This is a genomic window from Scandinavium sp. UTDF21-P1B, from assembly GCF_040750395.1.
In the GTDB taxonomy this organism is placed as follows: domain Bacteria; phylum Pseudomonadota; class Gammaproteobacteria; order Enterobacterales; family Enterobacteriaceae; genus Scandinavium.
The window spans coordinates 138,445-160,272 of sequence record NZ_JBFLVD010000005.1 but is presented as its reverse complement, the minus strand read 5'-3'; the positions used below and the strand labels follow the sequence as shown (position 1 = coordinate 160,272).

The 21,828-nt window shown below is 56.9% G+C and carries 22 protein-coding genes; 9 read left to right on the top strand and 13 right to left on the bottom strand.

Features of this window, described 5'->3' with window-relative positions:
* Nucleotides 1–75: 75 nt before the first annotated feature.
* Entirely contained in the window at nt 76–618 is a 543-nt protein-coding gene (locus AB1287_RS02460; RefSeq protein ID WP_312624914.1) for a DUF3251 domain-containing protein, read from the bottom strand.
* Nucleotides 619–761: 143 nt separating this feature from the next.
* Between AB1287_RS02460 and nrdR the strand changes: the two genes are divergently transcribed.
* From nrdR to pgpA, 6 genes are all read left to right on the top strand, one after another.
* On the top strand, nt 762–1,211 hold the full coding sequence (gene nrdR / locus AB1287_RS02455; RefSeq protein ID WP_312624801.1) for a transcriptional regulator NrdR: 450 nt from the start codon (nt 762–764) through the stop codon (nt 1,209–1,211).
* Nucleotides 1,212–1,214: 3 nt separating this feature from the next.
* A complete protein-coding gene (gene ribD / locus AB1287_RS02450; RefSeq protein WP_435616835.1) occupies nt 1,215–2,318 on the top strand; it encodes a bifunctional diaminohydroxyphosphoribosylaminopyrimidine deaminase/5-amino-6-(5-phosphoribosylamino)uracil reductase RibD in 1,104 nt (367 codons plus the stop codon).
* An 88-nt stretch (nt 2,319–2,406) separates the two neighbouring features.
* The gene (gene ribH / locus AB1287_RS02445; RefSeq protein WP_312624798.1) at nt 2,407–2,877 is read left to right on the top strand and encodes a 6,7-dimethyl-8-ribityllumazine synthase; all 471 of its coding nucleotides are present in this window, start codon (nt 2,407–2,409) and stop codon (nt 2,875–2,877) included.
* Between the two features lie 19 nt (nt 2,878–2,896).
* The gene (nusB, locus tag AB1287_RS02440) at nt 2,897–3,316 is read left to right on the top strand and encodes a transcription antitermination factor NusB (RefSeq protein ID WP_312624796.1); all 420 of its coding nucleotides are present in this window, start codon (nt 2,897–2,899) and stop codon (nt 3,314–3,316) included.
* Nucleotides 3,317–3,387: 71 nt separating this feature from the next.
* Nucleotides 3,388–4,362 (top strand): thiamine-phosphate kinase, encoded by a 975-nt coding sequence (gene thiL / locus AB1287_RS02435; RefSeq protein WP_312624795.1) that lies wholly within the window; start codon nt 3,388–3,390, stop codon nt 4,360–4,362.
* Entirely contained in the window at nt 4,343–4,855 is a 513-nt protein-coding gene (gene pgpA, locus AB1287_RS02430; RefSeq protein WP_312624794.1) for a phosphatidylglycerophosphatase A, read from the top strand. Before thiL ends, pgpA begins: the two co-directional genes overlap by 20 nt.
* Nucleotides 4,856–4,946: 91 nt before the next feature.
* Here the strand turns inward: pgpA and AB1287_RS02425 are convergent, their stop codons facing one another.
* The 4 genes from AB1287_RS02425 to xseB are packed head-to-tail and all read right to left on the bottom strand — an operon-like array spanning nt 4,947 to nt 9,011.
* Nucleotides 4,947–5,921 carry an aldo/keto reductase gene (locus AB1287_RS02425; RefSeq protein WP_312624793.1) on the bottom strand — a complete coding sequence of 325 codons (975 nt, stop codon included), beginning with the start codon at nt 5,919–5,921 and terminating at the stop codon, nt 4,947–4,949.
* 57 nt (nt 5,922–5,978) lie between these two features.
* Entirely contained in the window at nt 5,979–7,841 is a 1,863-nt protein-coding gene (gene dxs, locus AB1287_RS02420; RefSeq protein WP_435616834.1) for a 1-deoxy-D-xylulose-5-phosphate synthase, read from the bottom strand.
* A gap of 23 nt (nt 7,842–7,864) precedes the next feature.
* Entirely contained in the window at nt 7,865–8,764 is a 900-nt protein-coding gene (gene ispA / locus AB1287_RS02415; RefSeq protein WP_435616833.1) for a (2E,6E)-farnesyl diphosphate synthase, read from the bottom strand.
* A gap of 4 nt (nt 8,765–8,768) precedes the next feature.
* Nucleotides 8,769–9,011: an exodeoxyribonuclease VII small subunit gene (gene xseB, locus AB1287_RS02410; protein WP_312624790.1), complete on the bottom strand. Its 243-nt coding sequence runs from the start codon at nt 9,009–9,011 to the stop codon at nt 8,769–8,771.
* Nucleotides 9,012–9,208: 197 nt separating this feature from the next.
* Here xseB and thiI point away from each other — a divergent pair, with 197 nt between their 5' ends.
* On the top strand, nt 9,209–10,660 hold the full coding sequence (gene thiI / locus AB1287_RS02405) for a tRNA uracil 4-sulfurtransferase ThiI (protein WP_312624789.1): 1,452 nt from the start codon (nt 9,209–9,211) through the stop codon (nt 10,658–10,660).
* Nucleotides 10,661–10,758: 98 nt separating this feature from the next.
* Here thiI and yajL read toward each other — a convergent pair whose 3' ends face one another.
* Together yajL and panE are read right to left on the bottom strand one after the other, a co-directional pair.
* The gene (yajL, locus tag AB1287_RS02400; RefSeq protein ID WP_312624787.1) at nt 10,759–11,352 is read right to left on the bottom strand and encodes a protein deglycase YajL; all 594 of its coding nucleotides are present in this window, start codon (nt 11,350–11,352) and stop codon (nt 10,759–10,761) included.
* A complete protein-coding gene (gene panE, locus AB1287_RS02395) occupies nt 11,312–12,226 on the bottom strand; it encodes a 2-dehydropantoate 2-reductase (RefSeq protein ID WP_312624785.1) in 915 nt (304 codons plus the stop codon). Before panE ends, yajL begins: the two co-directional genes overlap by 41 nt.
* 144 nt (nt 12,227–12,370) lie before the next feature.
* Here panE and AB1287_RS02390 point away from each other — a divergent pair, with 144 nt between their 5' ends.
* Nucleotides 12,371–12,862, top strand: coding sequence for a YajQ family cyclic di-GMP-binding protein (locus AB1287_RS02390; protein WP_312624783.1), 492 nt, complete (start codon nt 12,371–12,373; stop codon nt 12,860–12,862).
* Here AB1287_RS02390 and AB1287_RS02385 read toward each other — a convergent pair.
* Nucleotides 12,859–14,640, bottom strand: coding sequence for a sigma-54-dependent Fis family transcriptional regulator (locus AB1287_RS02385; protein ID WP_435616832.1), 1,782 nt, complete (start codon nt 14,638–14,640; stop codon nt 12,859–12,861). The two genes, AB1287_RS02390 and AB1287_RS02385, sit on opposite strands and share 4 nt — an antisense overlap.
* Before the next feature lie 257 nt (nt 14,641–14,897).
* On the opposite strand from AB1287_RS02385, the gene exaC reads away from it, so the two are divergent.
* Entirely contained in the window at nt 14,898–16,415 is a 1,518-nt protein-coding gene (exaC, locus tag AB1287_RS02380; protein ID WP_435616831.1) for an acetaldehyde dehydrogenase ExaC, read from the top strand.
* Between the two features lie 68 nt (nt 16,416–16,483).
* Here the strand turns inward: exaC and AB1287_RS02375 are convergent, their stop codons facing one another.
* The 5 genes from AB1287_RS02375 to cyoB form a co-directional block, all read right to left on the bottom strand.
* Entirely contained in the window at nt 16,484–17,848 is a 1,365-nt protein-coding gene (locus tag AB1287_RS02375; protein WP_435616830.1) for an MFS transporter, read from the bottom strand.
* A 149-nt stretch (nt 17,849–17,997) separates the two neighbouring features.
* Nucleotides 17,998–18,885, bottom strand: a complete 888-nt coding sequence (gene cyoE, locus AB1287_RS02370) for a heme o synthase (protein ID WP_312624777.1) — start codon at nt 18,883–18,885, stop codon at nt 17,998–18,000.
* Between the two features lie 11 nt (nt 18,886–18,896).
* A complete protein-coding gene (locus AB1287_RS02365) occupies nt 18,897–19,223 on the bottom strand; it encodes a cytochrome o ubiquinol oxidase subunit IV (protein ID WP_312624776.1) in 327 nt (108 codons plus the stop codon).
* Nucleotides 19,223–19,837, bottom strand: coding sequence for a cytochrome o ubiquinol oxidase subunit III (locus tag AB1287_RS02360; protein WP_154160238.1), 615 nt, complete (start codon nt 19,835–19,837; stop codon nt 19,223–19,225). The genes AB1287_RS02365 and AB1287_RS02360 overlap by 1 nt, the downstream gene beginning before the upstream one ends.
* Nucleotides 19,827–21,818 (bottom strand): cytochrome o ubiquinol oxidase subunit I, encoded by a 1,992-nt coding sequence (gene cyoB / locus AB1287_RS02355; RefSeq protein WP_435616829.1) that lies wholly within the window; start codon nt 21,816–21,818, stop codon nt 19,827–19,829. Before cyoB ends, AB1287_RS02360 begins: the two co-directional genes overlap by 11 nt.
* Nucleotides 21,819–21,828 lie beyond the last annotated feature (10 nt).

The window sequence follows — 21,828 nt, the reverse complement described above, 5'->3', positions numbered from 1 at the left end:
TTGCAGAGGGTGTCGAAAGATAAGCGGAAGGAGTCAAACGTTGCCGGATAACGGGCGCTATCCGGCCATAAAGGATTACTGCGGCGTGACGGGCTGAATATCGTGGATGCGCACAAATACCGGCTGTTTGGCATCACTGCCGCTCAGCTGCAGCGGAATGTCCACATCGCTCGGGGCCAGAACGCTGGCCGGAGCGTTGATCAGCTGGTTTTTAACGTTCACTTCCTGGAAGCTATCGGTGGTGCCCTGAATCACGCCCCACTCGACTGTGCCGCTAAATGCGGGGAGCGGATCGTTGGATTCGCCCTGAATACGCAGCGTGGCGCGCAGGCCATCGGCGTTTGGCGCAATATTAATCAGCGACATTTTCAGGGTGCCAATCTGGCTTTCCAGACGTGCTGGCGTATGAGAGCCCGGCAGCAGATAGACGCCGCTTGCCGATTTGGCGTTCAGCGAATTTTGCTGGGTGATTTTCACCGTTTCCTGATTGAGCTTACTCATATCCTGATTCAGCGCGCTGACGCTCTGCTGCATCTGGTGAATTTCGGTTTGCTGTGCACAGGCGCTCAGGGTAAACAGGCTGCCCAGCGCGAGAAGTCGAACGAAACGTCTTGTCATCATGAGGATCCTTGTAGGGGTCTGCCGGGGATAATGGTAGCAGGAGAGGGGATTATTCCTCACGGGGGATTGTCTCAAAATGACGGCTGAGTGCGGGTCGTGGTAAAATAGAAAGATGTCACACTTCTTCGTCAGGACGCGCCATGCATTGCCCATTTTGTTTCGCTGTAGATACCAAAGTGATCGACTCCCGCCTGGTCGGGGAAGGATCCTCCGTACGCCGCCGCCGCCAGTGCCTGGTGTGTAACGAACGCTTCACCACCTTTGAAGTGGCAGAACTCGTTATGCCGCGGGTGGTGAAAAGTAACGATGTGCGTGAACCGTTCAATGAAGATAAGCTGCGCAGTGGTTTACAGAAAGCGCTGGAAAAACGCCCGGTGAGCTCAGATGACGTCGAGATGGCGGTCAATCACATTAAATCTCAGCTTCGTGCAACAGGCGAACGTGAAGTACCGAGCAAGCAAATCGGTAATCTGGTGATGGAACAGCTCAAGAAACTGGATAAGGTCGCCTACATTCGTTTCGCTTCCGTCTACCGCAGCTTTGAAGACATTAAAGAATTCGGCGAAGAGATCGCCCGCCTACAGGATTGACCGATGCAAGACGAAATGTACATGGCGCGAGCCCTGCAGCTGGCCGCTCTGGGGCGTTTTACCACGCATCCTAATCCACGCGTCGGCTGCGTTATCGTGAAAGACGGCGAAATCGTCGGGGAAGGGGCACACTATCGTGCGGGGGAACCTCACGCGGAAGTGCACGCTCTGCGCATGGCGGGCGAAAAAGCCAAAGGCGCAACGGCCTACGTTACTCTCGAACCGTGCAGCCATCATGGCCGCACGCCGCCGTGCTGCGAAGCGCTCATTACTGCAGGCGTCAGTCGCGTCGTGGCCGCGATGCAGGATCCTAACCCTCAGGTGGCCGGGCGTGGGCTGTATCGTTTGCAGCAGGAAGGCATCGAAGTCAGCCACGGGCTGATGATGAGCGAAGCAGAAGCGCTCAATAAAGGCTTCCTGAAGCGTATGCGCACCGGCTTTCCGTATATTCAGCTCAAGCTGGGCGCATCCCTCGATGGCCGTACGGCAATGGCGAGCGGTGAAAGCCAGTGGATAACTTCCCCGCAGGCACGCCGTGACGTGCAGCGTCTGCGCGCCGAAAGCCACGCAATTTTAACCACCAGCGCCACGGTGCTGGCGGATAACCCGGCGCTGACCGTGCGCTGGGAAGAGCTCAACGAAGAGGTGAAGGCCAGCTATCCGCAGGAAAATCTGCGGCAGCCCGTGCGCATCGTGCTCGACAGGCTGAATCAGGTCACGCCGGAGCATCGCATCGTGCAGCAGCCGGGCGAAACCTGGTTTGCCCGAACTCAGCCTGACTCACGTGAATGGCCGGAGTCTGTGCGCACTGTGCAAATTCCGGAACACAACGGCCATCTCGATCTCGTCCTGCTGATGATGCAGCTTGGCAAACAGCAAATTAACAGCATCTGGGTGGAAGCAGGTCCGACGCTCGCGGGAGCGCTGCTCCAGGCCGGGCTGGTTGATGAGCTGATTGTGTACGTCGCGCCTAAACTATTAGGCAGCGATGCCCGTGGATTATGTGTCCTGCCAGGGCTTGAGAAACTCGCCGATGCACCCCAGTTCAGTTTCAGCGAGATACGCCACGTTGGCCCGGATCTCTGTTTGCATTTAAGACCTGCGTAAGTTGCTCTCAATAACCGAAGCAGCACACGAAATATTATGATAAAATCCGCCCCCCTCATGGGGTAAGTCGAATCCCAAAAGGAAAAGTATGAACATTATCGAAGCTAACGTAGCGGCACCTGAAGCCCGCGTCGCCATCACCATTGCGCGTTTCAACAACTTCATCAATGAAAGCCTGCTGGAAGGTGCGGTTGACGCCCTGAAGCGTATTGGTCAGGTGAAAGACGAAAATATTACCGTTGTCTGGGTTCCGGGCGCGTACGAACTGCCGCTGGCAGCGGGCGCACTGGCGAAGACCGGCAAATACGACGCGGTGATCGCGCTGGGCACCGTAATTCGTGGCGGTACTGCTCACTTTGAATATGTCGCCGGTGGCGCAAGCAATGGCCTGCTGCACGTTGCGCAGGAGAGCGAAATTCCGGTTGCCTTCGGCGTTTTGACCACCGAAAGCATCGAACAAGCCATCGAACGCGCTGGCACCAAGGCCGGTAACAAAGGTGCAGAAGCTGCACTGACCGCGCTGGAAATGATTAATGTATTGAAGGCCATCAAGGCCTGAATTTTGTAAGGGGAATTCCGTGAAACCTGCTGCTCGTCGCCGCGCCCGTGAGTGTGCTGTCCAGGCGCTTTACTCCTGGCAGTTGTCCCATAACGACATCGCTGATGTTGAATATCAGTTCCTGGCGGAACAGGACGTGAAAGACGTCGACGTCGTGTACTTCCGCGAACTGCTGTCCGGAGTGGCGACCAACAGCGCGTATCTTGACGGCCTGATGAAGCCGTATCTCTCCCGCCTGCTCGAAGAGCTGGGTCAGGTTGAGAAAGCCGTGCTGCGCATCGCGCTGTTCGAGCTGGCTAAGCGTGACGATGTGCCGTACAAAGTGGCCATCAACGAAGCTATCGAGCTTGCGAAAACCTTCGGCGCTGAAGACAGCCACAAGTTCGTTAACGGCGTGCTGGATAAAGCAGCTCCGGTCATCCGTCCCCGCAAGAAGTAATCTGTTTAGCCGACGTTAACGGGCACTCCGTTATCGTCGGCATTCTCTTTTCCCGGCTCGAGGCATGACCTATGGCTTGCGGCGAATTTTCTCTCATTGCCCGTTATTTTGATCGCGTCAGAAGCTCCCGTCTGGATGTTGAAACCGGCATCGGCGACGACTGCGCGCTGCTGAACGTTCCCGAAAAACAAACCCTGGCGATCAGCACCGATACGCTGGTATCGGGCATTCATTTCCTACCGGATATTAATCCTGCTGATTTGGCCCGCAAGGCGCTGGCGGTGAACTTAAGCGATCTCGCCGCAATGGGCGCCGATCCTGCGTGGCTCACGCTCGCGCTGACCTTACCTGCCGTCGACGAAGCCTGGCTTGCCGCGTTCAGCGACAGTCTGTTTGAACAGCTGAACTACTACGATATGCAGCTGATTGGCGGTGACACCACTAAAGGGCCGCTGTCGATGACGCTGGGCATTCACGGCTTTGTGCCGGAAGGACGAGCGCTCAAGCGTTCCGGGGCGAAACCGGGCGACTGGGTTTACGTCACCGGTACGCCGGGCGACAGCGCGGCAGGGCTGGCGATTTTGCAGGAGCGTTTGCGGGTTTCGGTGAAAGAAGACGCAGACTATCTGGTGAAGCGTCATCTGAACCCGACTCCGCGAATCCTGGCGGGGCAGGCGCTGCGCGGTCTGGCGAATGCGGCTATCGATCTTTCTGATGGCCTGATTTCCGATCTCGGTCATATCCTCAAGGCCAGCGAGTGCGGCGCCCGAATCGATTTGGATGCACTGCCGTTCTCTGAAGCGATGCAGCGTTGCGTGGAGCCTGAGCAGGCGCTGCGCTGGGCGCTGTCCGGCGGCGAAGACTATGAGCTCTGCTTCACCGTACCTGAACTCAACCGCGGTGCGCTGGACGTGGCGCTCGGTCATTTTGGCATGAAATATACCTGCATCGGCCAGATTAGCGCCGACGTGGAAGGCCTGCATTTTCAACGTGACGGCAAGCCGGTCACGCTCGACTGGAAGGGATATGACCATTTTGCGCAGTAAAGATGTCGCCAAAAGCCGCCTGAACCTGCTGAATCCGTGGCACCTGTTAGCCACCGGTTTCGGCAGCGGGCTGAGCCCGATTATGCCCGGTACGGCGGGATCGATTGCCGCTATTCCCTTCTGGTATCTGATGACCTTCCTGCCCTGGCAGCTCTATTCGCTGGTGGTGATGCTTGGGATCTGCATCGGCGTCTACATTTGCCATCGCACCGCGAAGGATATGGGCGTGCACGATCACGGCAGCATCGTCTGGGATGAGTTTATCGGCATGTGGATAACGCTGATGGCGCTGCCGACCAACGCCTGGCAGTGGGTGGCGATCGGCTTTGTGCTGTTCCGCATTTTTGACATGTGGAAGCCGTGGCCAATTCGCTGGTTCGATCGCAACGTGCACGGCGGGATGGGGATCATGGTTGATGACATTATCGCCGGGATCATCGCCGCGGGCCTGCTGTATCTGATTGGGCATCACTGGCCGATCGGATTGATCTGACAGCGATTTTCCGGGCGGCACGCCGTTTTCCCGGCCTGCTCCGGCCCGGTTTGTAAGCCCGGTAAGCACAGCGCCACCGGGCAATCTGGCTCTACTTAAACCCCACCACCGGATGCGGCTGATAAGGCGTTTCCAGCTCGGCAATCTGCTCCGGCTTAAGCGTAATATCGACGGCGTTCAGCAAATCATCCAGCTGTTCCTCTCTGGACGTACCGATAATGGGCGCGGCCACGCCGGGCTTGCTTAGCAGCCATGCCAGCGCGACCTGCGCACGCGAAACCCCCAGCTCTTCGGCGATTGCCGCCAGCCGCTCGGCGATCTGCGCATCGTTATCTTCCGTCGTGCTGTAGAGCGTTTTACCAAACTCGTCAGACACGACACGCGCGGTGGTTTCACCCCATGGACGCGTAAGACGTCCGCGCGCCAGCGGGCTCCATGGGATCACCGCCACGCCCTCGCTGTAGCACAGCGGCAGCATCTCGCGCTCTTCTTCGCGGTAAATCAGGTTGTAGTGATCCTGCATGGTGACAAAGCGTGCCCAGCCGTGCTTTTTCTGCAAATCGAGAGCCTGGGCAAACTGCGAGGCGTGCATAGATGATGCGCCGATGTAGCGCGCTTTTCCGGCTTTTACGACATCATTCAGCGCTTCGAGGGTTTCTTCAATCGGCGTGTTGTAATCCCAGCGGTGGATTTGCAGCAGGTCGACGTACTCCATGCCCAGACGCTTCAGGCTGTCGTCAATTGAACGCAGAATTTGCGCCCGCGAAAGCCCCTGCGGCAAATCGCCGGTCTGATGGTAAACCTTGGTCGCGACCACCACGTCTTCACGGCGGGCAAAGTCCCGCAGCGCACGGCCCACAATCTCTTCGCTGCTGCCGTCGGAGTAGCTGTTGGCGGTGTCAAAGAAGTTAATGCCGCCTTCCAGGGCGTGTTTGATGATTGGGCGGCTGCTCTCTTCCGGCAGCGTCCAGGCGTGATTGCCGCGGTCGGGCTCGCCAAAGGTCATGCAGCCGAGACACAAGCGGGAGACGTTGAGGTCGGTCGATCCTAATTTGTTGTATTGCATGGTTCCACTCCTGCGATGAACATCCTTTAAGCATAGCAGGAGCGGAAAGGGGAGGGATCAGGCGAGCCAGGCGGTGATTTTGGTTTCGATACCTGCGGCGTCGAGGCCGATAGCCGCGCGAGCTTCTTCCTGCGTGCCCTGCGGAATAAAGAAGTCCGGCAGGCCGAGGTTCAGCACCGGCACCGGCTTGCGGTGTGCCATCAGCACTTCATTCACGCCGCTGCCTGCGCCACCCATGATGGCGTTTTCTTCCAGCGTCACCAGCGCGTCGTGTTGCGCGGCCATCTCCAGAATCAGCGCTTCATCCAGCGGCTTCACAAAGCGCATATCGACCAGGGTAGCGTTGAGATTATTTGCCACGACTTCGGCATCTGCCAGCAGGGTGCCGAAATTCAGAATGGCAATTTTCTCACCCTGACGTTTAACGATACCTTTGCCGAGCGGCAGTTTTTCCAGCGGGGCCAGCGCTGCGCCCGTGCCGCTGCCGCGCGGATAGCGCACTGCGCTTGGGCCGTCGCTGTAGTGATAGCCGGTAAACAGCATCTGGCGGCATTCGTTTTCATCGCTTGGAGTCATGATGACCATATCCGGGATGCAGCGCAGATAGGAGAGATCAAACGCGCCCTGATGGGTCTGACCGTCGGCACCGACGATGCCCGCGCGGTCGATGGCAAACAGCACCGGCAGCTTTTGAATCGCGACGTCGTGAATGACCTGATCGTAGGCGCGTTGCAGAAAGGTGGAGTAAATCGCGACCACGGGCTTATAGCCGCCGATCGCCAGTCCCGCCGCGAAGGTGACCGAATGCTGCTCGGCAATTGCCACATCGAAATACTGGTCAGGGTATTTTTTGGAAAACTCCACCATGCCGGAGCCTTCACGCATGGCGGGCGTGATGGCCATCAGCTTGTCGTCTTTTGCCGCCGTTTCGCACAGCCAGTCGCCGAAAATTTTTGAGTAGCTCGGCAGGCCGCCGCTGCTTTTCGGCAGCACGCCGCTGGTGTGATCGAATTTCGGCACGGCGTGGAAGGTGATTGGGTCTTTTTCCGCGGGCTCGTAGCCGCGCCCTTTTTTGGTCATGATGTGCAGGAACTGCGGGCCTTTCAGGTCACGCATGTTCTTCAGCGTGCTGACCAGACCCAGCACGTCGTGACCGTCAACCGGGCCGATGTAGTTAAAGCCAAGCTCTTCAAACAGCGTGCCGGGCACTACCATGCCTTTGATATGTTCTTCGGTACGCTTGAGCAGCTCTTTAATCGGCGGCACGCCGGAGAAGACTTTTTTGCCGCCTTCCCGCAGCGAGGAGTAAAGCTTTCCGGAGAGCAGCTGGGCGAGGTGATTGTTCAGCGCGCCGACGTTCTCGGAAATCGACATTTCGTTATCGTTGAGGATCACCAGCATGTCAGGCTTGATGTCGCCTGCGTGGTTCATGGCCTCAAACGCCATGCCTGCGGTGATCGCGCCGTCGCCAATCACGCAGACGGTGCGGCGCTGTTTGCCTTCTTTTTCTGCGGCAACGGCAATGCCGATACCGGCGGAGATGGAGGTCGACGAGTGGCCAACGCTCAGCACGTCATACTCGCTTTCACCGCGCCACGGGAACGGATGCAGGCCACCTTTCTGGCGAATGGTGCCGATGCGGTCGCGTCGTCCGGTCAAAATTTTGTGTGGGTAAGCCTGGTGGCCCACGTCCCAGATAAGCTTATCAAACGGGGTGTTATAGACGTAGTGCAGCGCCACGGTGAGTTCCACCGTGCCAAGCCCGGAGGCGAAGTGTCCACTGGAGCGGCTCACGCTGTCGAGCAGGTAGCGACGCAGCTCGTCGCAGAGCTTCGGCAGGCTCTCTTTAGGCAACAGACGCAATTCCTGAGTGGACTCCACCAGCGCCAGCGTCGGGTATTTGGCAATATCAAAACTCATCAGAGACTCATCGTGGTGTTTTTTTATTTATCGCGCTGAATAATGTAATTCGCTAGCGCTTCCAGTGCCGTGGTGTCCAGAGACTGTGCGGCCAGTACCGTTAACGACTGGCGGGCCTCTTCAATGAGATCACGGGCTTTGCTTTGGGCTTGCTCAAGTCCCAGCAGGGCAGGGTAGGTGCTTTTGCCAAGCTGCTGATCGGCACCCTGACGTTTACCAAGGGTCGCAGTATCCCCTACCACATCCAGAATGTCATCCTGCACCTGGAAGGCGAGGCCAATGCTTTCGGCGTATTTGTCGAGCACCGGCAGCGCAGCCAGGCCTTTTTCGCCTGCGCTGAGTGCACCCAGGCGCACGGCGGAGCGAATCAGCGCTCCTGTCTTATGGCGATGAATACGCTCCAGCGCCTGCAAATCGACCTGCTTGCCTTCGGCTTCCAGATCTAACGCCTGACCGCCGCACATGCCCGCCACGCCGCTGGCTTGCGCCAGTTCGGAGACCATCTTCAGGCGGAACGCGTCGGTAACGAACGGCATCGGCGCATCACTCAGTATAGAAAAGGCCAGCGTTTGCAGCGCGTCTCCGGCCAGAATCGCGTTCGCTTCACCATATTTAATATGGCAGGTTGGCTGACCCCGGCGCAGATCGTCATCATCCATCGCCGGTAAATCGTCGTGAATCAGCGAATAAGCATGAATGCATTCCACCGCAGCGGCGGGCGCATCAAGCGTGGAGAGGCTGACGCCAAACATGCGGCCGGTGGCGTAAACCAAAAACGGGCGCAGACGTTTACCGCCCAAGAGTGCGCCATAGTGCATGGCTTCCACCAGCGGAGTGTTCTGAAAGGGCTGCGGCGCAATAAACTGGCGCAGCGCTTCGTTAGCCCGCTCAACGCAGGACTGCAACTGTTGCGAGAACTCCATTTCTTTACTCTGCGTCCGGCGTGAAGGGAGTCAGCGGGGCATCTTCGCTGTCGGCCAGCAGGATTTGCACGCGCTGCTCGGCCTGCTGCAGCTTCACCTGACCCTGACGCGCCAGCTGCACGCCGCGCTCAAACTCATTCAGCGCGTCTTCCAGCGGCAGGTCGCCGTTTTCGAGGCGGGAAACAATCTGCTCAAGTTCGGTCAGCGCACTCTCAAAAGTGGCTGGCGCTTCATTTTTCTTTGGCATAGTGAATGTTTGACTCTGTTTTATCGCGACTTGCCTATGGTAGCGAAGTCCTCGGGCATATGAAATAACGCATAATGGTAACGCGCAGGTTGACCGCGATGGTGGTATACTTCCGCGCCTGGATGCAGCCGGGAAGTCATGGCTGCTGTATTTTTTTCTACAGACCCCGTCGGGTTTGCCAACGAACCATTGCCGCCATGAAGTTTATCATTAAATTGTTCCCGGAAATCACCATCAAGAGCCAATCTGTGCGCATACGCTTTATTAAGATGCTCACCGGGAACATTCGTAATGTGCTGAAGCACTATGACGAGACGCTCGCCGTTGTTCGTCACTGGGATCACATCGAAGTTCGCGCTAAAGATGAGAACCAGCGCCCGATTATCCGCGATGCGCTGACCCGCATTCCCGGCATTCACCATATTCTGGAAGTGGAAGATGTGCCGTTCACTTCCCTTCATGACATCTTCGAGCAGACGCTGCCGCTGTGGCGCGAACAGCTGGAAGGTAAATCTTTCTGCGTGCGCGTCAAACGTCGCGGTAAACATGAGTTTACCTCCATTGAAGTGGAACGTTACGTCGGCGGCGGCCTGAACCAGCACATTGAAACGGCGCGCGTGAAGCTGACCAACCCGGACGTCACCGTGCATCTGGAGATCGAAAACGATCGCCTGCTGCTGGTGAAAGGCCGCTATGAAGGCATCGGCGGTTTCCCGATTGGCACTCAGGAAGACGTGCTGTCGCTGATTTCCGGCGGCTTCGATTCCGGCGTCTCCAGCTACATGTTGATGCGTCGCGGCTGTCGTGTGCATTACTGCTTCTTCAACCTTGGCGGCGCGGCGCACGAAATCGGCGTTCGTCAGGTGGCGCACTATCTGTGGAACCGTTACGGCAGCTCGCACCGCGTACGCTTCGTGGCGATCAACTTTGAGCCTGTTGTCGGTGAAATCCTCGAAAAAATCGACGACGGCCAGATGGGCGTGGTGCTGAAACGTATGATGATGCGTGCAGCTTCTCAGGTAGCAGAACGCTACGGCGTGCAGGCGCTGGTCACCGGCGAAGCGCTGGGCCAGGTCTCCAGCCAGACGCTGACCAACCTGCGTCTCATCGACAACGTTTCTGACACGTTGATCCTGCGTCCGCTGATTTCTCACGATAAAGAGCACATTATCGATCTGGCCCGTGAAATCGGTACCGAAGATTTTGCCCGTACCATGCCGGAATACTGCGGCGTGATTTCGAAGAGCCCAACCGTGAAGGCGGTGAAGGCGAAGATAGAAGCAGAAGAGCAGAACTTCGATTTCACGATCCTCGATAAAGTGGTGGCGGAAGCCAACAATGTCGATATCCGTGACATCGCGCAGCAGACCCAGCAGGACGTCGTGGAAGTGGAAACCGTCAGCGGCTTCAGCGCCAACGACGTGATCCTTGATATCCGCTCTATTGATGAGCAGGACGACAAGCCGCTGAAGGTTGAAGGCGTGGAAATCGCTTCTCTGCCGTTCTACAAGCTGAGCACCAAATTCGGCGATCTGGATCAGAGCAAAACCTACCTGCTGTGGTGCGAGCGTGGGGTGATGAGCCGCCTGCAGGCGCTGTATCTGCGCGAGCAGGGCTTTGCTAACGTGAAGGTTTATCGTCCGGAGTAATCTGCCGCGTCGTAAAACTGCCGGGCGGCACGTTGTTTGCCCGGCCTACCGGACCGTAGGCCGGGTACGGCATAGCCGCCACCCGGCACTGCGCTAAATTACTCTGAGTAGTAGTTGTAAATCCCGGCAGCCATCACCAGCTGTGAGGCGACCTCATAGGCCTTTTCCTGACCCACCAGCAGGTCGATAAGCTTCAGCCCAAAATCAATGCTGGTGCCGGGCCCCTGGCTGGTTAACAGGTTGACGCGTGGGTCCCAGACTACGCGCTTATCCTGCCACTGCCCTTCCGGAATCGTCTCTTTCAGCGCCGGAAACCCCGTCATGTTGCCAATCGGAAAAATGTCGTGCGGCACCAGCACGGTGCCTGCTGCGGCGCAAATGGTGGCGACGATTCGGCCTGAACGATGGAACTGTTTTACCGTTTCCACCAGCAGCGGGCTGTCGCGGAAACATTCTGCGCCCTTCAGGCCACCCGGCAGCACGATGGCATCAAAGTCACCGTCGGCCACCTGAACCAGCGGCGCGTCGGCAAGCAGCTTCACGCCGCGTGAACAGGTAATGACCAGATCGCCACTGCTTTCGACGCTTGCGGTAGTGACCTTGATGCCGCCGCGAACCAGCAGATCGATGGTGGTCACCGCTTCCATCTCCTCACTCCCAGGGGCGAGACAAACCAGCGCTGATGCGCTCATACGAATTCTCCTTACGTTTAACCTGTTCAAACAGGCGGGCGTTTTCCGGCACCGCGATCCCATGGGCGCGGGCCCGTTTGAGCAGGTATCCGGTGATATAGTCGATTTCAGTCTGGCGCTGTGCGCGCACATCCTGAAGCATGGACGAAATGTTATTCGCCGTGCTGTCAATCACTTGCCAGACGTAGGCCAGCAAATCTTCGGGGCTGGCGTGGTGCCCCTCACGCGCCATCACCATGGCGACTTCCGCGCTGACGCGCTCTACTTCGCTGGCATAATCGCGCAGCTGCCCGTTTGGGCAATCACAGAGCGCCGTCAGCGGGTTGATGACGCAGTTCACCGCCAGCTTTCGCCAGCTTGCATTGCCGATATCGTTATGCCACGCGACATCCGGCAGCACGGTATGCAGCGTATCGGCCAGAAAGCTGTACTCCTGAGCGACGGCGTTACCGGGGCCGATATGAGTAGTGCCGTTGGCGACATGAATAATCAGGTTGCCATCCCGGCGAGCGGCCTGCGTGGTCATGCCGAGCAGCAGCGGCTGTTTCAGCGAACGCAGTTCGTCCACTGTTCCCATGCCGTTGTGCATCAGCAAAATGGGGCAGGTAGCCGGAAGCTGGAGGGCCAGGTTTTTGACGGCGGTCGATACCTGCCAGGCCTTCAGAGTAACCAGCAACAAATCGCTGCTGGCGAGAAAATCGGGGTCGTTGGCCGTCACCAGCTCGTTAAAGACGCGCCCGTCAGTATCCTGCAGGTTGACGCTGCACCACGGAGCAGGCACGCGCAGCCAGCCCTGAACGTCATGCCCTTGCCGGATAAGCGCAGTCAGCCATAATTGTCCCAGGGCGCCGCATCCAAGCACGGTAATTTTCATTGTTCCTCCTCACCTGCTGCGGGATCGGGCGTGATGTTATCAGTATAGCGCCGACAGCATGCCCGCCGTCACCGGGATAACAGGTTGTGTTCTCTGACGTTGCGGGTATTATGCATCGCAACAAAAAGAGAGGGAGAATAAAACATGCCATCTTTCGATATTGTCTCTGAAGTTGATCTTCAGGAAGCCAAAAACGCCGTGGATAATGCTGCGCGCGAAGTGGAGTCTCGCTTCGATTTTCGCGGTGTGGAGGCGAGCATCGAGCTGAATGAAAAGAATGAGAGCATCAAGGTGCTGAGCGAATCTGATTTCCAGGTGAATCAGCTGCTGGACATCCTGCGCGCCAAGCTGCTTAAACGTGGCATCGAAGGCAGCTCAATCGAGGTGCCGGAAGAGTTCGTTCACAGCGGCAAGACCTGGTTTGTGGAAGCGAAGCTGAAAACCGGCATCGAAAGTTCGGTGCAGAAGAAAATCGTCAAGCTGATCAAAGACAGCAAGCTGAAGGTGCAGGCGCAGATTCAGGGCGAAGAGATTCGCGTGACCGGTAAATCCCGCGACGATCTGCAGGCGGTGATGGCGCTGGTTCGCGGCGGCAATCTCGGCCAGCCGTTCCAGTTTAAAAACTTCCGCGATTAATTCCCGTCACGGACGCGTGCGGCACGCCGGTAGAGCGTGCTGCGCGCCACGCCCAGCGCCTGGGCGGCCTTACTGATATTGCCGTTGAAGCGCGCTAGCGTGCTGGCAATCAGGGCTGTGTCATGCTGTTTCAGGTTTTCCATAACTTCAGGCGTGGCCTGCCGGTACTCAGCCGGTAAAGCATCAACGCCAAGCGTTTCCCCTTCTTCAGCCAGCGCCAGCAGCACTTTCATCAGGCTGCGTAACTGGCGGACATTCCCCGGCCAGGCAAAGTGTGCCAGCGTTTTCAGCAGCGGCGGAGAAAGCGTGATGTGCCGCGCTGGTCCACCAAGCTCCTGCCACTGCTGTTCAATAAATGCCGGAAGCGTCGGCCATTCCCGCAGCGGTGGGATGGTCAGGGTAAATTCCTGCAAACGATAAAGCAGGTCTTCGCGAAATTCGCCGTCGGCGACAAGCTGCGCCAGATTACGGTGGGTGGCGCAAATCACGGCAAAATTCACCGGCCAGCTACGGCTTGAGCCCAGCGGCGCGACGACCTTATCCTGCAACACTCTGAGCAGACGGGTTTGCAGAGCGAGCGGCATGTCGCCAATCTCATCAAGGAACAGGATCCCGCCGTCCGCTTCACGGATTTTGCCGATATAGCCGTTTTTGTTCGCGCCGGTAAACGCGCCGGGCTGATAGCCAAACAGCTCTGATTCAATCAGTGACTCCGGAATAGCCGCGCAGTTAATCGCGATAAATTTCCCTTCCCGCCAGCGGCTGCGCTGATGCAGCGTCTGGCTGACAAACTCTTTCCCGCTGCCGGTTTCCCCCTGAATACACAACGACACGCCAGCGTTGAGCAGGCGCACCATTTTTTCGCCGTCCTGCTTCAGTGAAAAAGGCCACTCCGCGGCAGGTTTTGGCGGCACGCTGACGAGGGTTTGCGTCGGCGCACGCAGGCGGTAATAGTAGGTCTGAGCGGAGTGGGTGACCGGTGCTGGCAGCGGGCAGGGGGTTTGCTTCAGTAAAGGGAATAACTGCCCAAAAGTGATATGGCCGAGTCGGGCGGGGTCGATGCCCAGCCTGCGCAGCGCGAGACGGTTGGCTGCGATCAACGTATTGTCGGAAAACACCAGCAGTAACTCTTCAACGCTGTCGAGCTTTTGCGGATCGGGGTGCAGGCTCATCAACCACTGTTGCGGATGGAGACTCTGTTTGACCCACAGATACTCTATCTGCCGTGCGGCGCTTTTGACCCAGGCCAGCGTATGCGCATGAGAGAAGTGTGCCGGGCCGGAGATGTCCAGCACGCCCGCGATCTGACCATCCGGCGTTTGCAGAGGAATGGCGGCGCAATAAAGGTTTTGATTGCTGGTGAGGAAATGCTGTTCGCCGTCGATCTCACAGCTGTCATCAATGGCGAGGGCTGTGCCAATCGCGTTTGTTCCACGGCCGCTTTCGCTCCAGAGCGTGCCGGGCGAAAGCGCGAAACGCTGCGCTTTTTCCATTGCGCTCAGATTGCCTACCGTCTGTAACACCACGCCTGTGTCATCGGTTAATACCACCACCGACTGGGTTTCCGTGAGGCTTTTCGCCAGTTGAGTGACCATGGGTAAGGCGTAGCGCTGTAAGCCGGAATGACTGGCAAGACGATCGGCCAGCTCTCCCTGCCCCAGAAGCGGGAAGTCTTCGGCGTTACGCTCCAGGCCATACAGCTCGCTGCGAAACCACGACTCGCGCAGCAGCGGGCTGCAGTGGGTATGACCAACGCTGTCGGTTGATTTTCCCTGCATCAGACACCTCAATGGACGAGAAAGTGTTGCGATATTGTAGCTTAGTGGTTTGTTTAATGTTGCGTTACGCAACACGGAAGCGAACATTGCTGAGATAAATGCACTCTGTCCATGTATCTAAATTATTAAGTTATTGATATTAAATAAATTATGAGGCCGTGTGAATTCTGGCATGCTGGATGCATTGGTTGAACAACAGTACGCGAGACCAAATAGAGTCACGCCGCTGTTCCTCAACCCTACAGAAGGAGTTCGCCATGCGTTATGCACATCCTGGCAAGCCGGGTGCCCTGATCACGCTTCAGGCCACCTACGGCAACTACATCGACGGTCAGTTCGTCGAACCCGTGAACGGCGAGTACTTCATGAATACCTCGCCCGTGGATGGCAGTAACATCGGCCAGTTCCCGCGTTCCGGCGCAGCGGATATTGATAAGGCGCTGGATGCGGCCCATCGCGCTGCGGTGGCCTGGGGTAAAACCTCCGCGCAGCATCGCTCTAATTTGCTGTTGCAGGTCGCTGACCGGATTGAAGAGCATCTGGAGAGGCTGGCGATTGCCGAAAGCTGGGATAATGGTAAACCCGTGCGTGAAACGCTGAATGCGGATATTCCGTTGGCAGTGGATCACTTCCGCTATTTTGCGGGCTGTTTACGCGCCCAGGAAGGCAGTACGGCGGAGATTGACGAAAATACGGTGGCGTACCATTTCTACGAGCCGCTGGGCGTGGTTGGGCAAATTATCCCCTGGAACTTCCCGCTGCTGATGGCGGCGTGGAAGCTCGCTCCGGCGCTGGCGGCGGGTAACTGCGTGGTGCTCAAGCCTGCGGAACAGACGCCATTAAGCATCACGCTGCTGATGGAAATTATCGGTGACCTCTTCCCGGCGGGCGTAGTAAACATCGTTCAGGGCTACGGCCGTGAAGCAGGTGAGGCGCTGGCAACCAGCAAGCGCATTGCGAAGATTGCCTTTACCGGATCGACGCCGGTTGGGCGGCACATTATGGCCTGTGCGGCAGAGAACATTATCCCCTGTACCGTGGAGCTTGGCGGAAAATCACCGAATATCTACTTTGCCGACGTCATGGACGCCGAAGAGTCCTTTATTGAAAAAGCGGTGGAAGGGCTGGTGCTGGGCTTCTTCAACCAGGGTGAAGTCTGTACCTGTCCGTCACGTGCACTGATCCACGAGTCGATTTACGAGCCGTTTATGGAACGCGTGATGGCGAAAATCGCTAATATCCGCCGCGGCGATCCGTTTGACACAGACACCATGATTGGCGCGCAGGCCTCGCGTCAGCAGTACGATAAGATCATGTCGTATATCAATATTGCCCGCGAAGAGGGCGGGAAAATCCTCACGGGCGGAGATAAGGCGATGGTCAACGATCTGGATAACGGCTTCTACATTCAGCCGACCCTGATCAAAGGCAACAACGCCATGCGCAGCTTCCAGGAGGAGATCTTTGGCCCGGTGATCGGTATCCTGACCTTTAAGGATGAGGCGGAAGCGCTGGCGTTGGCCAACGACACGCAGTATGGCCTGGGGGCTGGCGTCTGGACGCGGGACAGCAATCTTGCCTACCGCATGGGAAGAGGAATTAAAGCGGGACGAGTCTGGACGAACTGTTACCACGTCTACCCGGCACACGCGGCGTTTGGCGGCTACAAGCAGTCCGGCGTAGGACGCGAAACCCACAAAATGGCGCTGGATGCTTATCAGCACACCAAAAATATTCTGGTGAGCTACGGCACGGCACCGTTAGGCCTGTTCTGATTTTTTATCAGGCGCAAATATCACAACGGCTTCCCTGGGGAAGCCGTTCATTTTTCTGTATCGCCCGTTTAAGGATTGGCTATCAGGGTTTCGACGTCGTAGCGGTTGGTCACTTTACTGTCGATTTTTACGTACGCCGAACGTTCTGCGGCGATGACGAGTACTTCTTTCACGCCCTCTTTCGCCAGCAGGCGGTTTTTCAGGTGCTCGTCGGCGTCAATACCATCAGGAATGGCGATACGCAGGCTGCTGACGTATTGCGGCTCCTGCATGGTCATCGCCACCAGTAGCCAGACCGTAGCCAGAAGAGCCCCCATCAGAAACACGGTTTGTGAGTCGAAGTATCCATCCAGCCAGCCGCCGAGTGAGCCGCCGATAGCGACACCCAAAAACTGGCTGGTGGAGTAGATGCCCATCGCGGTGCCTTTATAGCCCGCCGGGGATTCTTTACTGATGAGCGACGGCAGCAGCGCTTCCATCAGGTTGAAGGCAAGGAAGAACAGCTGCACGCCTGCAACCAACTCCCAGAAGTAAGCCCCCGATCCCCAGAGCACAATTTCCGCAATCAGAATCAGGGCGATGCAGAGCAGGAAGACGCGCTTCATGCGGCGTTTTACTTCGGCATAGATGATAAATGGCACCACGGCGACAAAGGAGACGACCATGGTGACGAGGTAAATTTTCCAGTGTTCCGCTGCCGGGAATCCTGCGGCCTCAAGCTGGCCTGGCAGGGCAACAAACGTCGACATCAGCAGAATGTGCAGACACATGATGCCGAAGTTGAGCTTCAGCAGTTTTGGCTCCATCAGCACCTTGCTGAAGCAGCCTTTTACCATGCCGGATTCGCGGTTCAGGACGTGGTTCTCGCTGTTCGGCACGACCCACAGCGTCAGTAAAATACCCAGCGTGGCAAGTCCTGAGATCATCCAGAACAGGGCATGCAGGCCAAGCCTGTGGGTGATAATCGGACCGAGCACCATGGCGATAGCGAACGTGACGCCAAAGCTGACGCCGATAAATGCCATCGCTTTGGTTCGGTTCTGCTCGCGGGTGAGGTCGGACAGCAGCGCCATCACGGCGGCGGCAATCGCGCCGGAACCCTGCAATGCGCGGCCAAGAATGATGCCCCAGATGGAGTCAGAGAGTGCGGCAATCACGCTGCCGAGGACGAAAATCAGTAAGCCGCCGATAATCAACGGCTTGCGGCCAATGCGATCGGACATCAGGCCGAAGGGGATCTGAAACACCGCCTGAGCGAGGCCATAAATACCAATGGCGATGCCAATCAGCGCTTCGCTTGCGCCCTGTAGCGCCATGCCGTAGGTGGTCAGAACGGGCAGAACCATAAACATGCCGAGCATGCGCAGTGAGAATACGGTCCCTAAACCCCAGGTTGCGCGCAGTTCGCCCGGCGTCATTTTAAAATCGTTCATTTCCACCTCAGAATAAAAGCAGCGCTTAGTGTAAGGCCAGGGAAGGGCAGGGTAAATAAGGGGTTGTGTAACAAATATTACATCGGGATTTTATTGATAATGCGAATAAAAAAGGGTGCCGAAGCACCCTTTTGACCGGTTAGCTGGGTTTACCAGACGTAAGCCAGCACGGAATGTGAATCCGGCACCATAAAGTCGACGGACATCATCACCGAAAGCGAGGTAATCGCAACGATTGAGAAGACGAACAGCTTGCGCGCCCAGACTCTGTCATCTGCCACTTTGTACCCGCGCAGCGCCATCCCGAGCCACCAGACGCTCACCGCGGCGGCCACCACCAGATATTTGTATCCGGCATAACCGCCCAGAGAGAGCATCAGTGTCGCAACGGCGAAGGCGATGATGTAGAGCGTGATGTGGTTCTTGGCAACGGAAATTCCCTTAACAACCGGCAGAACCGGAATGTTGGCCGCCTGATAATCCTTGAAGCGGAAAATCGCGATGGCGTAGGAGTGCGGCATCTGCCAGAGGCTGAAAATCGCCAGCAAAATGGCCGCACCGCTGTCAAAGCTGCCGGTCACGGCACAGTAGCCAATTACCGGCGGCGCCGCGCCAGAAAGGGAACCAATCAGCGTGCCGTAAACGGAATGGCGCTTCATATACAGGCTATAAACGCCGACGTACACCACGAAGCCCATTACGCCAAGCCAGCAGGCCAGCGGATTCGCGCCGAACCACAGCAGAGCGAAGCCAGCAATACCCAGCAAAGTGGCATACACCAGCGAAACGTTCGCAGAAATCAGGCCTTTAACCAGCACCCGATTCTTGGTTCGTTCCATCTTCTTGTCGATATCCCTGTCGATGTAGTTGTTGAACACACAGCCGGACGCAACGACCAGCGACACGCCAACCAGAGTGTAGATAAACAGCGGGTAATCGATGTGGCCCTTGGAGGCCAGCAGGAAACCGCCGATCACCGAGATCAGGTTACCGAAGATGATGCCTGGTTTTGTAACTTGCAGGTATTGCTTAAACATACTCGCCGCTCTTATCGAACCATCATGTTGTAGTTAAGGTTCCACATGATCCAGATTGAACCTACCACCACAATCGCAATGATTAGCACAGTAAAGACGAAAGCCGTCATGTTCCAGCCTTCATCTGACTTGGTGTTCATGTGCAGGAAGCACACCAGATGCACCACGATCTGTACTACCGCTGCTGCCAGCACGCAGCCAATCATGGCAAGGTGCGAAGCCGAACCGTTCATCACCATCGCAAACGGGATAATCGTCAGGATGATCGACAGGACAAAGCCTGTCATGTAGGTTTTTACGCTGCCGTGGGAAGCGCCGTGATCGGTTGAATGACTCATTACATCGCCCCCATCAGATAGACTACAGAGAACACGCAGATCCACACCACGTCCAGGAAGTGCCAGAACAGGCTCAGGCACAGGATACGGGTACGGTTGGTGCTGGTCAGGCCGCGACGGCTAATCTGGAACATCAGTACTGCCATCCAGATAAGACCAGAAGTCACGTGTAGACCGTGGGTGCCGACCAGCGCGAAGAACGCGGACAGGAAGCCGCTGCGATCCGGGCCCATACCTTCAACAATCAGGTGATGGAATTCGTAGATTTCCATCGCGATGAACCCTGCACCGAACAGCCAGGTCAGGGCAAGCCAGGAGATAACCTGGCTCTTGTTGTTTTTGTACATGGCGATCGCCGCCATGCCGTAGGTGATGGAGCTGAATAACAGCAGGGCAGTTTCAACCAACACGAACGGCAGCTCGAAAATGTCTTTACCTGCCGGGCCACCGGCGGTGTTGTTTACCAACACCGCGTAGGTCGCGAACAGAATAGAGAACAGAACGCAGTCGCTCATCAGGTAGATCCAGAAGCCGAAGACTTTCGTCGGCCCTGTATCATGGTGCCCATGTTCGTGCGCGTGGGCGTGCGCGTTTGTCAGAGTATCAGTTGCCATTTTTCAGCCCTGCCTTTGAGATCTCATCGAAATGCTGATTTTCCAGTTTTTCGATTTCTGCAACCGGCACGTAGTAATCCACGTCCTCGTCGAAGCTTTTCACAATCCAGCTGATCACGATGCCGAGGAAGCCGACGATCGCCATCCACCAGATATGCCAGATCATGGCAAAACCGAAGATAGTCGCGAAGGCCGCAATCACGATGCCGGCGCCGCTGTTTTTCGGCATGTGGATCTCTTCATAGCCTGCAGGTTTCTTGTACGCTTCGCCTTTCTCTTTCATTTCCCAGAACGCGTCACGCTCATGAACGTGCGGTACGTGGGCAAAGTTGTAGAACGGCGCAGGAGAGGATGTTGCCCACTCCAGCGTACGACCACCCCATGGGTCACCGGTCAGGTCACGGTTCTGCTCGCGGTCGCGAATAGAGACGTAGTACTGAATCAGCTGGCACAGGATACCGCAGGCAATCAGCGCCGCACCGCAGGCTGCAACAACCAGCATTGGGTGGAACTGCGGATCGATCTTCTGGCTCAGGCGACGGGTCATGCCCATGAAGCCCAGCACGTACAGCGGCATAAACGCCACGAAGAAGCCGATGATCCAGAACCAGAAGGCGCGTTTGCCCCAGGTTTCGTTCAGGGTGAAGCCAAAGGCTTTCGGCCACCAGTAGGTGATCCCTGCGAAGCAACCGAACACCACACCGCCGATGATGACGTTATGGAAGTGCGCAATCAGGAACAGGCTGTTGTGCAGCACGAAGTCCGCGCCCGGCACCGCCAGCAGAACGCCGGTCATACCGCCGACCGAGAAGGTGACGATAAAGCCGATGGTCCACAGCATCGCGGAATGGAACACGATACGGCCCTGATACATGGTGAACAGCCAGTTGAAGATCTTAACCCCGGTTGGGATGGCGATAATCATGGTGGCAATACCGAAGAAGGCGTTTACGTTCGCGCCCGCACCCATGGTGAAGAAGTGGTGCAGCCAGACGATGAACGACAGAACGGTAATACACACGGTTGCCCACACCAGCGAGGTGTAACCAAACAGACGCTTGCGGGAGAAGGTGGCCGCCACTTCGGAGAACACACCAAACACCGGCAGCACCAGAATGTACACTTCCGGATGGCCCCAGGCCCAAATCAGGTTGATGTACATCATCATGTTGCCGCCCATTTCGTTAGTGAAGAAATGGGTACCGATATAACGGTCAAGGGTCAGCAGCGCGATGGTGACGGTCAGGATTGGGAACGACGCAATAATCAGGATGTTAGCGCACAGGGAAGCCCAGGTAAAAACCGGCATCTTGAACATGGTCATGCCAGGCGCACGCATCTTGATGATGGTAACGAAGAAGTTAATCCCCGTCAGCGTCGTACCGATACCGGAGAGCTGAAGCGCCCAAATCCAGTAATCGACCCCGACGCCCGGACTGTACTCAATGCCCGACAGAGGCGGATACGCCAGCCAGCCGGTCTGAGCGAACTCGCCGACGCCGAGCGAGAGGTTAACCAGGATAACGCCGACGACGGTGAACCAGAAGCTCAGGTTGTTCAGGAACGGGAACGCAACGTCGCGCGCGCCGATCTGCAAAGGAACAACCACGTTCATCAGGCCGATAACCAGCGGCATCGCCACGAAGAAGATCATGATAACGCCGTGAGCGGTAAAGATCTGATCGTAGTGGTGCGGTGGCAGGAAGCCGGCTTCACCCGCCGAGGCGAGTACCTGCTGGCTACGCATCATGATGGCGTCAGCAAAGCCACGAATCAGCATCACAATACCGACGATGCAGTACATGATGCCGAGTTTTTTGTGATCGACAGACGTCAGCCACTCTTTCCACAGGTAGGTCCACTTACCGAAGTAAGTGATCAGCGCCAGCAGCGCCAGACCCCCGATAATAATGGCAGCCACCGTAACCACGATAATCGGTTCGTGGTAGGGCACTGCATCCAGTGTTAATTTTCCGAACATCGTTTCTTCC